Raw genomic sequence first — 13,936 nt, forward strand, 5'->3', positions numbered from 1 at the left:
CAGGCTCGCTCCCACAGAAAAGCAAAAGCCCCTGTCATAGATGAGATGACAGGGGCTTTTTCATGCTCGGGGATGGATCAATCCCGATCACGTTCCAGCAACGGCTTCAGGTAGTGCCCTGTGTGGGACTGCTTCATCCCGGCCACTTGCTCAGGCGTACCCACCGCAATGATCTGGCCGCCCTTGGAGCCACCTTCCGGCCCCAGGTCTACCAACCAGTCAGCCGTCTTGATCACGTCCAGGTTGTGCTCGATCACCACCACGGTGTTGCCGTGGTCGCGAAGACGGTGCAATACATCGAGCAATTGCTGGATATCAGCGAAGTGCAGGCCGGTGGTCGGCTCGTCGAGAATGTACAAGGTCTTGCCGGTGTCGCGCTTGGACAGCTCGCGGGACAACTTGACCCGCTGGGCTTCGCCGCCGGACAGCGTCGTCGCCGATTGGCCGAGCTTGATGTACGACAGACCGACATCCATCAACGTCTGCAGCTTGCGCGCCAGGGCTGGCACCGCGTCGAAGAACTCTCGGGCCTCCTCGATGGTCATCTCGAGGGTTTCGTGGATGTTCTTGCCCTTGTATTTGATCTCAAGGGTCTCGCGGTTGTAGCGCTTGCTCTTGCACACATCGCAAGGCACGTAGATGTCCGGCAGGAAGTGCATTTCCACCTTGATCAGGCCGTCGCCCTGGCAGGCTTCGCAACGCCCACCCTTGACGTTGAACGAGAACCGTCCCGGGCCGTAGCCCCGGGAGCGGGATTCCGGCACGCCGGCGAACAATTCGCGGATCGGCGTGAACAGCCCCGTGTAGGTCGCCGGGTTGGAGCGCGGTGTACGGCCGATCGGGCTCTGGTCGATGTCGACGACCTTGTCCAGGTGCTCCAGGCCCTTGATGCTGTCGTGGGGGGCGGCTTCCAGGGTGGTCGCGCCGTTCAGGGCCGTGGCGCTGAGGGGAAACAGAGTGTTGTTGATCAGCGTCGACTTGCCGGAGCCGGATACCCCGGTGACACAGGTCAGCAGGCCAATCGGGATTTCCAGGTCGACGTTGCGCAAGTTGTTGCCACGGGCGCCCTTTAGGGTCAGCGACAGCTTCTTGTTGCGCGGCGTTCGTTTGGCCGGGACCTTGATCTTCACCCGTCCCGACAGGTACTTGCCGGTCAAGGAATCGGGGTGCGCCATGACTTCGGCGGCGGTGCCCTGGGCGACGATATGTCCACCATGCACACCGGCGCCTGGGCCGATGTCCACGACGTAATCGGCCAGGCGGATCGCGTCTTCGTCATGCTCGACCACGATCACCGTGTTGCCGATGTCCCGCAGGTGCTTGAGAGTACCGAGCAGCCGGTCGTTGTCCCGCTGGTGCAGGCCAATGGACGGCTCGTCGAGGATGTACATCACCCCCACCAGGCCGGCGCCGATCTGGCTGGCCAGGCGGATACGCTGGGCTTCGCCGCCGGACAACGTGTCTGCGCTGCGGTCTAGGGTGAGGTAATCCAGGCCGACGTTCACCAGGAATTGCAGACGCTCGCTGATTTCCTTGAGGATCTTGTCGGCAATTTCACCCCGGCGGCCAGTGAGCTTCAGGCCGGCGAAGTAATCGGTGGCGTCGCCGATGGGCAGGTTGGTCACTGCCGGCAAGGTCTTCTCGCCCACCCACACATGGCGCGCCTCGCGACGCAGGCGGGTACCGCGGCAATCAGGGCAGGGCTGGGTGCTGAGGAACTTGGCCAGCTCTTCGCGCACGCTGGCCGATTCAGTCTCGCGGTAGCGCCGCTCGAGGTTCGGCACGATGCCTTCGAACGGGTGCGAGCGCTTGACGATATCGCCACGGTCGTTCAGGTATTTGAAGTCGACGTTCTGCGAGCCGCTGCCATGCAGGATGAATTTCTGCTGGTCGGCGGGCAGTTCGTTGAAGGGCTTGTCCAGGCTGAACTTGTAATGAGCCGCCAGCGACCCGAGCATCTGGAAGTAATAGACGTTGCGCCTGTCCCAGCCGCGAATCGCGCCTTCGGCCAGGGTCAGTTCGCCGTTGACCAGGCGCTTGGTGTCGAAGAACTGCTTCACCCCTAGGCCATCGCAGGTCGGGCAGGCGCCGGCCGGGTTGTTGAACGAGAACAGCTTGGGCTCCAGCTCGCTGATGGCGTGGCCGCAGATCGGGCAGGCGAAACGTGCCGAGAAGATGATTTCCTCGCCGGGCTCGTCGTCCATCGGCGCCACCAGGGCGATGCCGTCAGCCAGTTTCAGTGCGGTCTCGAAGGATTCGGCCAGCCGCTGTTGCAGATCGGCCCGGACCTTGAAGCGGTCGACCACCACATCGATCGAGTGCTTCTTCTGTTTATCCAGCTTCGGCAGTTCGTCCAGCTCGCAGAGCTTGCCATTGACCCGGGCCCGCACGAAGCCCTGGGCCCGCAGTTCTTCGAACACCAGCAGGTGTTCGCCCTTGCGCTCGCGAATGACCGGCGCGAGCAGCATCAACTTGCTGCCTTCCGGCTGGGCCAGCACCAGGTCGACCATCTGGCTGACGGTCTGGGCTTCCAGGGGAATGTCGTGGTCGGGGCAGCGGGGAATGCCGACCCGCGCATACAGCAGGCGCAGGTAGTCGTAGATCTCGGTGATGGTGCCGACCGTCGACCGCGGGTTATGGGACGTCGACTTCTGTTCGATGGAGATGGCCGGCGACAGGCCTTCGATGGTGTCGACGTCCGGTTTTTCCATCATCGACAGGAACTGCCGGGCATAGGCCGACAGCGATTCGACATAGCGTCGCTGGCCTTCGGCGTACAGGGTATCGAATGCCAGCGATGACTTGCCGGATCCGGACAGGCCGGTGATGACGATCAGCTTGTCCCGTGGCAGGGTCAGGTCGATGTTCTTCAGGTTGTGGGTACGGGCCCCACGAATCAGGATCTTGTCCAAAGTGGCCTCGCTCGGCGGGCGTCGAAAACGTAGGAGTATACGGGCAAATACTGGATGGATAAACACTATTGAGCGTGCGATTGAAGCCATACATGAAGACTGCGCGTCAAACCGTCGCGATATACCCCCTCAATCGATGGGACTGGTAGAATCGCCGCCGGTTCAGATGAGGTTTTTCCATGCACGATCCCCACAGCGAGCGCATGAGTGGCGGCGAGACCCGGGCGGCAAGCGGTCTGGCCCTGGTGTTCGCCTTCCGTATGCTGGGCATGTTCATGGTGTTGCCGGTGCTGGCGACCTATGGCATGGACCTGGCGGGCGCGACGCCGGCCCTGATCGGGTTGGCGATTGGCGCTTATGGCCTGACCCAGGCCATTTTCCAGATCCCGTTCGGGATCATTTCCGACCGCATCGGCCGACGTCCCGTGATCTACCTGGGGCTGATCGTCTTCGCCCTCGGCAGTGCGCTGGCAGCCAACGCCGACTCGATCTGGGGCGTGATCGCCGGACGGATCCTGCAAGGCGCGGGGGCGATTTCCGCTGCCGTCATGGCCTTGCTCTCCGACTTGACCCGCGAACAGCATCGGACCAAGGCCATGGCCATGATCGGCATGACCATCGGTCTGTCGTTCGCCGTCGCCATGGTTGTCGGTCCCTTGCTGACCCGTGCCTTCGGTTTGTCGGGCCTGTTCCTGGCGACCGGTGGCATGGCGCTGGTGGGTATCCTGATCGTGGCGTTCATGGTGCCCCGTTCCACCGGGCCGCTGCAGCACCGTGAATCCGGGGTAGCGCGCCAGGCGCTGATCCCGACGCTCAAACACCCCGACCTGCTGCGCCTGGACCTGGGTATTTTCGTGCTTCACGCCATGCTGATGTCCAGTTTCGTCGCCTTGCCGCTGGCCTTGGTCGAGAAGGCCGGGCTGCCGAAGGAGCAGCACTGGTGGGTTTACCTGACGGCGCTGCTGATTTCGTTCTTCGCCATGATCCCGTTCATCATCTATGGCGAGAAGCGACGCAAAATGAAACGAGTTTTGCTCGGCGCCGTCGTGACGCTGATGCTCACTGAGCTATTCTTCTGGCAGTTCGGCGACAGCCTGCGGGCCCTGGTTATCGGCACGGTGGTGTTCTTCACCGCGTTCAACCTGCTGGAGGCGTCGTTGCCGTCGCTGATCAGCAAGGTTTCACCGGCCGGCGGCAAGGGCACGGCAATGGGGGTTTATTCCACCAGCCAGTTCCTCGGTTCGGCGTTGGGCGGGATTCTCGGTGGTTGGCTGTTCCAGCATGGCGGTTTGTCGGTTGTCTTCCTGGGATGCGCCGCGCTGGCTGCACTTTGGCTGGTCTTTGCTGTTACCATGCGCGAACCACCGTATGTGACGAGCCTGCGCTTGCCGTTATCGCCCGAAGCCATTCGCGAAGCAGGGCTGGTCGAGCGCCTCAGGGCCGTCGTTGGCGTAACCGATGCAGTGGTGGTCGCCGACGAAGCGGCCGTTTATATCAAACTGGACACCGAATTATTGGATCGTGCGACCCTCGAGCGCCTGGTGAACAACCCGGCCCCGACTGCGTGCGAAGCCTAGGAGAACGTTATGGCCCGTGGGGTTAACAAAGTCATATTGGTCGGCACATGCGGCCAGGATCCCGAGGTTCGCTACCTGCCTAACGGCAACGCCGTGACCAACCTGAGTCTGGCGACCAGCGAACAGTGGACCGACAAGCAGACTGGCCAGAAGGTCGAAAAGACCGAATGGCATCGCGTGTCGATGTTCGGCAAAGTGGCGGAAATCGCCGGCGAATACCTGCGCAAGGGTTCGCAGGTATACATCGAAGGCAAGCTGCAGACGCGTGAGTGGGAAAAAGACGGCATCAAGCGCTACACCACTGAAATCGTCGTCGACATGCAGGGCACCATGCAACTGCTGGGCGGTCGTCCACAGGGTGACCAGCAGCAGGGTGGCAACAACTACCAGCAGTCGGCTCCACGTCAGCAGGCACCGCGCCCGCAATCGGCGCCACAGCCACAACGCGAGCGCCCGGCCCCACAACAGGCCGCACCGCAACCGGCTCCGGATTTCGACAGCTTTGATGACGATATTCCGTTCTAAGGCTGCGTCTCAGGCCTAGCCTGCCCGGTATCGCCCCGAAAGCCCCAGAGCCCCGTGCCTGGGGTTTTTGTTTCGACGCTGGCCAGATCGGGCTGGCGCCTGCATCAGGACCGGTCACAAATCCAGATCCAAGACCTCCTGCATCTTTTCGCCAATGGACTGCCGTAACCAGGTTGAATGAAACGCCATGTCCTTGAGTGGAATGTGCATCCAGAACCGGACCTCGATCGGCTTGCCATTGTCCCCGGTGAAGCACACCACCAAATGACAGGCGTGGGCGATAGAGTTTTCCACGCAGGGCGTGATGGAATAGATGTCGCTGTAGGGCACGCACTCTTCGGTGGGCGCGCGTGCTGGACGGCGCTGGGTGAAGGTGAGGCGTTGCTGGCGTTCGTCAAAGCAGAAGCCAAGCACTTGAGGGCCGGAGAACAGCCAGTAGAGCATGCCGGTGGCCGCTAATGCGCTGACGAACATGAGTGTCAAAAACAGAGGGTCCTCGATCACCCTGGTATGAGCGCTCGACAAGCCTTCGGTGGAGAACAGCTCGATCGATATCACCCCCAGCCCGTAGACCGGCAAGGCAAGCAACAGCGCCACAGCGTACAACAGGGTACCCAGGTATCCCGTTGTGGATATTTCGCTTGGGTAATCCCACGTGGGGGGATGTTGTGGCGTGGATGTGGCGGTATCGGTTGGGACTGGGGAGGCGACCAGGCGCGGCGGGTGTTTGCGTTTCATGCGGCTGGCTCTTGGAAAAAACTGAGCGGCCATTCTTATCGTTATTCCTCAACTACGCCTAGTGGAAATCAGCAATCGTCGGTTTCGAATGAAAAACCGCGCCTCGATACTCGAAGCGCGGTTTGCTTTGCCTGGGCCTCAGTGGCTGGCCGCCAGAAACTGCTCCGTACTCACCACCTTCGCATAAGCAAACCCCAACGCCGCCATGAAGGCCGCATGCACCTGGGCGGCGGGGACAACGACGCCGTTGAATTCCAGGTCCAGGGTTGCACAGGCGTCATGGATCACTGTGACGTCGTAGCCCAGGTCCGCCGCCGCCCGGGTGACACCGTCGATGCACATGTGGCTCATGCTGCCGACGATGACCAGTTGGGTGATGCCGTGATGGTCGAGGAGGGATTGCAGTTCGGTTTCGCGGAATGAGTTGACGAAGTGCTTGAGCACCACCGGTTCATCGGCCTGGTTGAGGACCTTGGGATGCAGTTTCGCGCCTTCGGAGCCCGGGGTGAAGAACGGCGCGTCTTCGGAGGTGAATTCGTGGCGAATGTGCACCACTTGATTTCCTGCCTGGCGAAAGGCTGCGATCATCCGGGCGGCGTTGTCCGCGGCGGTTTCGACGCCACTCAGTGGCCATTTACCCTGGGGGAAGTAGTCGTTCTGGATATCGACTACGATGAGCGCTTGCTTGGACATGGAGGCTTCCTCGAAAAGGTGTGTGGGGCCAGTATTGGCTCTTGCCGCCAATTCGAGGATTGGCCGCAACGACAATAAGCGAGGGAAAACTGACAATGGCGCAGGAAAGGGCGGTCGCCGAGCTGGGGGTGTTGATTTATCCCGGTGCACAACTGGCGGCGGTGCACGGCTTGACCGATCTGTTTGCCGTGGCGGAGCGGATCGCGGCCGAGCAGGTCGGCGCGCAGTTGCCACGGTTGCGAGTGAGCCATTGGCGGGCAGAGCAAGGTGAGGTACCGCAGCGGGTGTTCGACAGTGAATCCGGCGCTGCGGGCCGCTTGGTTGCGTTGCTGATTCCACCTTCCATCGCCGGTTTCAGCGAAGGGCTTGTCTCCCAGGCGCTGGTGGATTGGCTACGGGCGCAGCACGCCGGCGGCACCGTGTTGGGCGGGGTGTGCGTGGGGTCGATCCTGCTGGCTGAAAGCGGCTTGCTCGATGGGCGTAGCGCCACCACCCACTGGACGTCGGCCAAGACCTTTGCCGAGCGTTACCCGAAGATCAAGCTCGACGCCGACAAACCGATCGTCGACGACGGCGACCTGATCACCACCGCCGGGCTGATGGCCTGGGCAGAGCTGGGGCTGCGGCTGGTGAATCGCTTGCTGGGCCCTAGCATCGCGACACGCACGGCGCGGTTCCTGGTGATCGAACACAGTGACAGCGCCAGCGAGTGCGGTAGCAATTTTGCGCCGATCCTCGGTCACGGCGACGGGGCGATTCTCAAGGTGCAACACTGGTTGCAAGGCAGCGGCGCGGTGGACGTCTCCCTGGCCGCGATGGCCGAGCAGGCGGGCCTTGAAGAGCGCACCTTCCTGCGCAGGTTCCGTAGCGCCACCGGGCTCAAGCCCACCGAGTACTGCCAGCATCTGCGAGTGGGCAAGGCCCGGGAGATGCTGGAATTCACCAACGGCACCATTGATCACATCGCCTGGACCGTGGGTTATCAGGATCCTGGCGCTTTTCGGGCGACATTCAAGAAAATCACCGGGCTGGCGCCGAGCGATTATCGGGCAAGGTTCGGAGTGAGTCCGCCAAGCGCTTCAAAACAGTAATGGCTCTCTCGTTAGAGGGGGATGTGAGATTCAAAGCATCGTGCAATTTGCGGGATACCCGCTACGGATCGTGCAGAATGAAACAGGCTCGATGCTATCCGTCTTCCGAAATCCGCCCGTTTCCTTGGCTGTCCACCAGCGCCACCCTGTTGGCCTGATCTCTGCACCCGTTTACCTACAGCCATGAGCGCAGGTAAAAGGGCAACGCATGACGTCAGTCAATCGCAACAAAACCGTGGTGGCCCATTCGGTCAACCCTCACGCGCCACTTCATGAAGTGGAAACCAATCGTGCCTTGGCCCGTTGGCTGGCGCAGATTCTAGGCATGGAATACGGCGGCAGCTATGACAGCCAGCAGCATGCCGGGCGCGATCTGTATCTGTTACCCACGCAAACCTTGATCGGCCCGGAAGCCGCGCGACAGCTGAGTGTCTCGGGGCCGGACGATCTGTGGGGCGGTTACGTCGAGCATGATTTCATCTGCACCAAGGCCATCACCCACGGTCTACTGAACAAGTATGCCGTCGCCCCTATCGGCTGGTCGCCACTGTTTGCCAAGCTTGCCCGTAGCGTGGTGCTCGATGGCGTGAGTGTCTTTTCACTCAAGGACGCACGCCTGGCCGCTGAGCATCTGTTGTACGCCGGGCCGATCCGCTTCAAGCCGATTCATGCGTGTGCCGGGCGCGACCAGCGGGTGATCCAGAACCTCGCACAGTTCGACGAAATCGCCGCTGATCCCGAGGCCCAGGCCGTGTTCCGCGACGGTGTGGTGCTGGAGCAGAACCTCGATGAGGTCAGGACCCAGAGCGTCGGCCAGAGCACTATCCATGGCAAGAGTCTGAGCTATTGCGGTGTGCAACACCTGACCCGGGACAGCCAAGGGTTGGAAGTGTACGGCGGCTCGGATCTGTTGGTGGTGCAGGGCGGCTACATCGAGTTGCTCAGGCTTGAACTGCCCGATGAGGTACGCGAAGCGGTGCGGCTCGCGCAAGTGTTCGACGATGCGGCCAACCAGGCCTATCCGGGTTTTTTTGCCTCCCGGCGCAACTACGACATTGCCCAAGGCATCGATACCTGCGGCCAGCCCCGTGGCGGCGTGCTGGAGCAATCCTGGCGCATGGGCGGGGCCAGCAGTGCGGAACTCGCGGCGCTGCAAATATTCGTCCAGGAACCGTCGACCAGCGTGGTCCGCGTGTCCTCGGTGGAAACCTACATCGACCAGCCGTTGCCTCCCGGCGCCATGGAGGTGTACCGCGGCCCGGCGCACAACGGTGATTTTCTACTTAAATACGTAACGGTCCATTCCCATGACGGCTAGAAGTGAAACCATTCAGATCGAGATCGACGACGAGCGCATGAACGGCACGTTCCTGAGCCCCAAGTCGAAAGTCCCTGGCGTATTGTTCGTGCACGGTTGGGGCGGCAGCCAGGAGCGTGACCTGGAACGGGCCAAGGGCATTGCCGGCCTGGGTTGCGTCTGTCTGACCTTCGACTTGCGCGGCCATACCGGCGGGGCGGGCATTCCGCTGTCCCGGGTGACGCGGGAAGACAACTTGCGGGACCTGCTGGCGGCCTATGACCGACTGCTCGCTCATCCCGCCTTGGACACGTCGGCGATTGCGGTGGTCGGCACCAGCTACGGCGGTTATCTCGCCGCGATTCTGACCTCGCTGCGACCGGTCCGCTGGCTGGCGTTGCGGGTACCGGCGCTGTACCGCGATGAGCAGTGGCACACGCCCAAGCGCGACTTGGACAAGAGTGACCTGCTGGATTATCGCAGTACCCTGGTGCACGCCGGTACCAACCGCGCGCTGCACGCCTGTTCGCAATTTACCGGCGATGTGCTGCTGGTGGAGTCGGAAACCGACGACCATGTGCCCCATGCCACCATCATGAGCTACCGCGCTGCGTGCCAGCAGACTCATTCGTTGACCCATCGAATCATCGATGGCGCCGACCATGCCTTGAGCGACCCCATCTCACAACAGGCCTACACCTCGATCCTGGTGGACTGGATCACGGAAATGGTGGTGGGAGAGCGGTTGAGCATCATTCAGGAGCGTTGAGGGGCGTTGTCCATGCGGGCGCTATCGCGAGCAGGGTCAGACGATGGTCAATGCTCGGGCTTCTTGAGCCCAGGCTTGATCCGCAACGCCTTGGCCTTTGCCTCGATCACCAGGTACATCACCACCGTGACCAGCAACGGCAGGATGAAGTAGATCGCCCGATAGGCAATCAACCCCGCCAGCAGGCTGCCCCGGGATGCGTCGTGTTGCAGCAGCGCAATGAACACCGCCTCCAGCACGCCGAGCCCCGCCGGAATATGGGTGATGACCCCGGCAATGCTGCTGATCAGCAGTACGCCGAGCACCACTGGGTATTCCAGTTTGCTGGGTAACAGGGTGAAGATCACCGCCGCCATCAACGACCAGTTCAGCGCCCCCAGCGCCAGTTGCAGCACCGCCATGCGCAGCGAGGGCAGGTTGATTTCCATGCCGCGGATCGTCCAGGCACGACGCTTGGAAAACCGGCAGGCCAGCAGATACCCGGCACTCGCCAGCAACAACAGCGCGCCCACCCCCTGCAGGGCATCGCTGCTCAGTTTCCAGCCCGGCGGCATCGTCACCAGACCGCTGCTGAACACTGCCCCGGCCAGGGTCATGTAGCCGAACCAGTTGGTGGCCAGGCTCAGGCCGAGGATCTTGGCGATGTTGCCGTTGCTGACCCCCAGTCGGGAATACAGCCGGTAGCGCATGGCAATGCCACCGACCCAGGCGCTGAGGTTGAGGTTGAAGGCGTAGCTGATCACCCCCACGGGCAGGATCTGCCGCCAACCCAGCTTCTGGCGGATGTAGGTGCGACCGATCAGGTCAAAGCAGGCATAAGTGATGAAACTGGCGACCGTCAGCGCGGCGGCGATGAACAAGGTCCGTACCTTGAAGTCTGCCAAGGTGTCGAAGACCTCGGCCCAGTCGATACGCCGGGCCAGGGTCGTGAACAGCACGATCAGCAGCAGGAAGAACGCCAGGGTCAGCGGTCTTTTCCAGCGGCTCCAGCGTGACTTGGGCTTGATCTCGTCCCGGACTCGGGCATCGCCTGGCGCGGTATGCGCTTCAGAGTGGTTCATGGGGTTCGCTCCGAACCGCCGTCGGCGGCGAAAAAGGTTTCAGGCGCGGTTTATGGGCCGGCAGCCATCCGGCCCAGGCCGGGAAGTGACGCAGGAAGTGGAACACCATGAAACCGATGGTCATGCGCCAGAGCAGGCCCCGTGGAGCGTGGTTGGCGCGCATGACGGTGCAGTGCTCGCGGCTCAGGTGATCGAGGCGCTGGAACAGTTCGCGGTTGAACCCCCGGTCGCGGATCAGCACGTTGGCTTCCAGGTTCAGCGACAGGCTCAGGGGGTCGAGGTTACTCGAACCGACGGTGCTCCAGTCCTCGTCCACCAAGGCGACCTTGCCATGCAGGGGCCGCTCGCAATATTCGTGGATCGTCACACCGGCCTTGAGCAGGTAGTCATACAGCATCCGCGCCGCCAGCTTGGCGATCATCATGTCCGGCTGGCCTTGCAGGATCAGCCGCACCTCCACGCCGCGCCGCGCCGCATTGCGGATTTCCCGCAGCAACCGATAGCCGGGGAAGAAATAGGCATTGGCGATGACCACCCGCCGTTTGGCGCTGCGCAGCACTTGCAGGTAGACCTCTTCGATGTCGGTCTGGTGCTCGTGGTTATCGCGATAGACCAGCCGCACCTGGCCGTCATGCTCGCTGAAAGCCAGCTCGCTGCGCCGGCTGCGGCGCCGCTGCCACCAGTACTTGGCCCGGGCCGGCCGACCGCTTTGCATCAAGGCGAAGTGATGGATATCGACCACCGCCGGGCCCTTGATCTCCACCGAATAATCCTGCTTGGCCTCGGGGCCGAAATTCCCCAGATGGTCGGCGGAGAAATTGATCCCGCCGATGAAGGCGATCACGCCGTCTATCACCACCACCTTACGGTGCAGGCGGCGGAACCAGTTGGTGCGAATGCCCAGGTGCAGGGGGGCGGGGTCGAACATCTGCAAGCGCACACCGGCGTCGCTCAACGAAGCGAGGAAGTTCGGCGTCAGTTCCCCGCAGCCGAAACCATCCAGGCTCAGGGTGACTCGCACGCCCCTTTGGGCGGCGTCCACCAGCACGTCGCGCAATTCGTTGCCGACCTTGTCCTCGAACAGGATGAAGGTCTCGATGAGGATTTCATTTTCGGATCGACGGATAGCCTCGAACACCCGCGGGAAATATTCCTCGCCATTTTCCAGCAGGGTGACGCGGTTATTGCCATGCCAGCCGTACTCGACGTCCACCAGCGCCGGATCGCGCTCGGTGGGCGGCGTCTCGACCTGCTCCACCGTCGCTTTGTCCATCGTCGCGCTCATAGTTCGATCTCCACCGACAGCGGCGCATGGTCGGACAGGTGCGACCAGGGGCGTACGCTCAGTACCTTGGGCTGATGGGCCTTGAGGTTGCGCACATAGATTCGGTCCAGGCGCAGGATCGGCAGGCGCGCCGGAAAACTGCGGGCCGGCTTGCCCCATTGTTCGGCGAACACTTCTCGCAGGCCGCAGGGTTCGAGCAGGTCGGTGGCCTTGCCGCGCCAATCATTGAAGTCCCCCGCGACAATCACCGGTGCCTCGGGTGGCAGTTCGCTCAGGCGTTTGCACAACAATTTCAGTTGCTCGACACGATGACCCTCGCGCAGCCCCAGGTGCACGCAAATGGCATGGACCTGAGGGCCGTCGCCACCCGGCAGGCGCAACACGCTGTGGAGCATGCCGCGGTTCTCATGGCCGCTGATGGAGACGTCCAGGTTGTCATGGCGAATGATCTGGAACTTCGACAGCAGCGCGTTACCGTGGTCGCCCGCCGGATACACGGCGTTGCGCCCGTAGGCGAACTGCGGCCAGAGACTGTCGGCGAGGAACTCGTACTGCGGCATGCTCGGCCAGTTGGAGAAACGCTGGGGGTGATGTTCATGGGCGCCATGCACTTCCTGCAGGAACACCACGTCGGCGGACACGCTGCGCACCGCTTCGCGCAGTTCCGGCAAGATAAAGCGCCGGTTCAGGGCGGTGAAACCCTTGTGGGTATTGACCGTCAGGACCGTGAAGCGGCTGATCCGGTCGAGGTCATGCGCCAGATTCTGTGGGGCATCGGTGGTCGCATCACGGGTCGCTTCGGTAGGGCCAGACGTGCTCATGGCAATACTCCCTCTGCCGGGCGCTCGCCGGGTGTGGTGGCGAGGTCTTTGTCCAGGTCGAAGCGCTCCAGCAAGTGGCGCGCGTCATAGGGCGCACGGACTTTGATGTCATTGTCGAAATAGCAGAACACTTCCCGGCTCTTGCGCGCCCTGGGTTTCTTTTTCGGGTCGATCAGGTGGGCGTCTTTCGGTTGCGTGCCGTGGCTCCAGGCCTCGATCCGGTCGCCCCAGCGTTTCAACGCCTCGTCGGTGTAGCCGCTGGCATAGAGTTCTTCGGCGCCGTGCAGGCGCAGGTAGACGAAATCGCTGGTGACGTCTTCGCGGTATGGCCACTTGCCGGCGGTGTCGGCGATCACCAGCGCAATGTCGTAGCGCTTGAGCAGGGCGATGAAGTGCGGGTCGATGAAGCTTTCATGGCGGATCTCGACCGCGTGGCGCAGCGGCCGCTTCTTGTCGGTTTTGGTACTGGCGTGGCCGTCCAGGCGCGGCTCGTGCTCCCGGGCCAGGGCGGCGGCACTTTCGGTGTCATGGGGCAGTTGCTTGAGGAAGTCCTCGAACAACTCCGGGTCGAATTTGAAACTGGGGGGAAACTGCCAGAGGATGGCGCCGAGCTTTTCCTTGAGTTCCAGTACCCCGGACGCGAAGAAGTTGGCCAACGGCTTGTGGATATCCCGCAGGCGCTTGATGTGGGTAATGAAACGCGGCGCCTTGACGCTGAACACGAAGCCCGGCGGTGTCTCGGCATACCACTGGGCATAGCGTTCGGGACGTTGAAGGGCGTAGAACGAGCCGTTGATTTCGATGCTGTTGACCGCTCGCGAGGCGAACTGCAATTCACGCTTCTGGGTCAGCCCCTTGGGGTAGAAATCCCCCCGCCATGGCGTGTATCGCCAACCGGAAATGCCGATGTGGATCGCCGTCATGTGTCCCTCCCGTGCCAAATGACCTCGTACTGCCGGTGTCTTGCTGATGACTGTCGGGCGACGCAGAAAGTTTCGACGAAGTGCCCGGTGGCGAAAGCGGTGGGGTTCTTGTAGCGAGGGGATTTAGCGAAACGTCGCACCGCCCCGTTGGGCTGCGGAGCAGCCCCAAGACAATCGACACAATCTGTCTGATACACCGAGGTGTCAGTATTTAGGGCTGCTGCGCAGCCCAACGGGGATAAAT

12 protein-coding genes are annotated in these 13,936 nt (G+C 62.1%); 5 read left to right on the top strand and 7 right to left on the bottom strand.

What is annotated here, in order from left to right:
* Positions 1 to 77: 77 nt before the first annotated feature.
* Positions 78 to 2,912, bottom strand: a complete 2,835-nt coding sequence (gene uvrA / locus CGA22_RS26555; protein WP_041022491.1) for an excinuclease ABC subunit UvrA — start codon at positions 2,910 to 2,912, stop codon at positions 78 to 80.
* Positions 2,913 to 3,091: 179 nt separating this feature from the next.
* On the opposite strand from uvrA, the gene CGA22_RS26560 reads away from it, so the two are divergent.
* Positions 3,092 to 4,489 (top strand): MFS transporter, encoded by a 1,398-nt coding sequence (locus tag CGA22_RS26560; protein WP_041022490.1) that lies wholly within the window; start codon positions 3,092 to 3,094, stop codon positions 4,487 to 4,489.
* Positions 4,490 to 4,498: 9 nt separating this feature from the next.
* Positions 4,499 to 5,014 (top strand): single-stranded DNA-binding protein, encoded by a 516-nt coding sequence (locus CGA22_RS26565; RefSeq protein WP_024778338.1) that lies wholly within the window; start codon positions 4,499 to 4,501, stop codon positions 5,012 to 5,014.
* A 114-nt stretch (positions 5,015 to 5,128) separates the two neighbouring features.
* Here the strand turns inward: CGA22_RS26565 and CGA22_RS26570 are convergent, their stop codons facing one another.
* Both CGA22_RS26570 and CGA22_RS26575 read right to left on the bottom strand, forming a co-directional pair.
* On the bottom strand, positions 5,129 to 5,752 hold the full coding sequence (locus tag CGA22_RS26570) for a hypothetical protein (RefSeq protein WP_177329253.1): 624 nt from the start codon (positions 5,750 to 5,752) through the stop codon (positions 5,129 to 5,131).
* Positions 5,753 to 5,890: 138 nt separating this feature from the next.
* Positions 5,891 to 6,445: a cysteine hydrolase family protein gene (locus tag CGA22_RS26575; RefSeq protein ID WP_041022489.1), complete on the bottom strand. Its 555-nt coding sequence runs from the start codon at positions 6,443 to 6,445 to the stop codon at positions 5,891 to 5,893.
* A gap of 95 nt (positions 6,446 to 6,540) precedes the next feature.
* On the opposite strand from CGA22_RS26575, the gene CGA22_RS26580 reads away from it, so the two are divergent.
* From CGA22_RS26580 to CGA22_RS26590, 3 genes are all read left to right on the top strand, one after another.
* Positions 6,541 to 7,536 (top strand): GlxA family transcriptional regulator, encoded by a 996-nt coding sequence (locus CGA22_RS26580; protein WP_041022488.1) that lies wholly within the window; start codon positions 6,541 to 6,543, stop codon positions 7,534 to 7,536.
* A gap of 208 nt (positions 7,537 to 7,744) precedes the next feature.
* Complete coding sequence (locus tag CGA22_RS26585; RefSeq protein ID WP_041022487.1) at positions 7,745 to 8,854, top strand: DUF3182 family protein; 1,110 nt, start codon at positions 7,745 to 7,747, stop codon at positions 8,852 to 8,854.
* Positions 8,844 to 9,602 (top strand): alpha/beta hydrolase family protein, encoded by a 759-nt coding sequence (locus CGA22_RS26590; protein WP_041022486.1) that lies wholly within the window; start codon positions 8,844 to 8,846, stop codon positions 9,600 to 9,602. Before CGA22_RS26585 ends, CGA22_RS26590 begins: the two co-directional genes overlap by 11 nt.
* 47 nt (positions 9,603 to 9,649) lie before the next feature.
* On the opposite strand, the gene CGA22_RS26595 is transcribed toward CGA22_RS26590, so the two are convergent.
* Genes CGA22_RS26595 through CGA22_RS26610 form a run of 4 tightly spaced genes read right to left on the bottom strand, consistent with a single transcriptional unit; the run spans position 9,650 to position 13,692 of the window.
* Entirely contained in the window at positions 9,650 to 10,663 is a 1,014-nt protein-coding gene (locus tag CGA22_RS26595; protein WP_041022485.1) for a lysylphosphatidylglycerol synthase domain-containing protein, read from the bottom strand.
* Positions 10,650 to 11,948: a cardiolipin synthase ClsB gene (clsB, locus tag CGA22_RS26600; protein ID WP_041022484.1), complete on the bottom strand. Its 1,299-nt coding sequence runs from the start codon at positions 11,946 to 11,948 to the stop codon at positions 10,650 to 10,652. The genes CGA22_RS26595 and clsB overlap by 14 nt, the downstream gene beginning before the upstream one ends.
* A complete protein-coding gene (locus CGA22_RS26605) occupies positions 11,945 to 12,769 on the bottom strand; it encodes an endonuclease/exonuclease/phosphatase family protein (protein ID WP_041022483.1) in 825 nt (274 codons plus the stop codon). Before CGA22_RS26605 ends, clsB begins: the two co-directional genes overlap by 4 nt.
* Complete coding sequence (locus tag CGA22_RS26610; RefSeq protein WP_041022482.1) at positions 12,766 to 13,692, bottom strand: DUF72 domain-containing protein; 927 nt, start codon at positions 13,690 to 13,692, stop codon at positions 12,766 to 12,768. Before CGA22_RS26610 ends, CGA22_RS26605 begins: the two co-directional genes overlap by 4 nt.
* Positions 13,693 to 13,936: the final 244 nt, after the last annotated feature.

Source organism: Pseudomonas sp. PSB18, assembly GCF_014596565.1.
Classification (GTDB): domain Bacteria; phylum Pseudomonadota; class Gammaproteobacteria; order Pseudomonadales; family Pseudomonadaceae; genus Aquipseudomonas.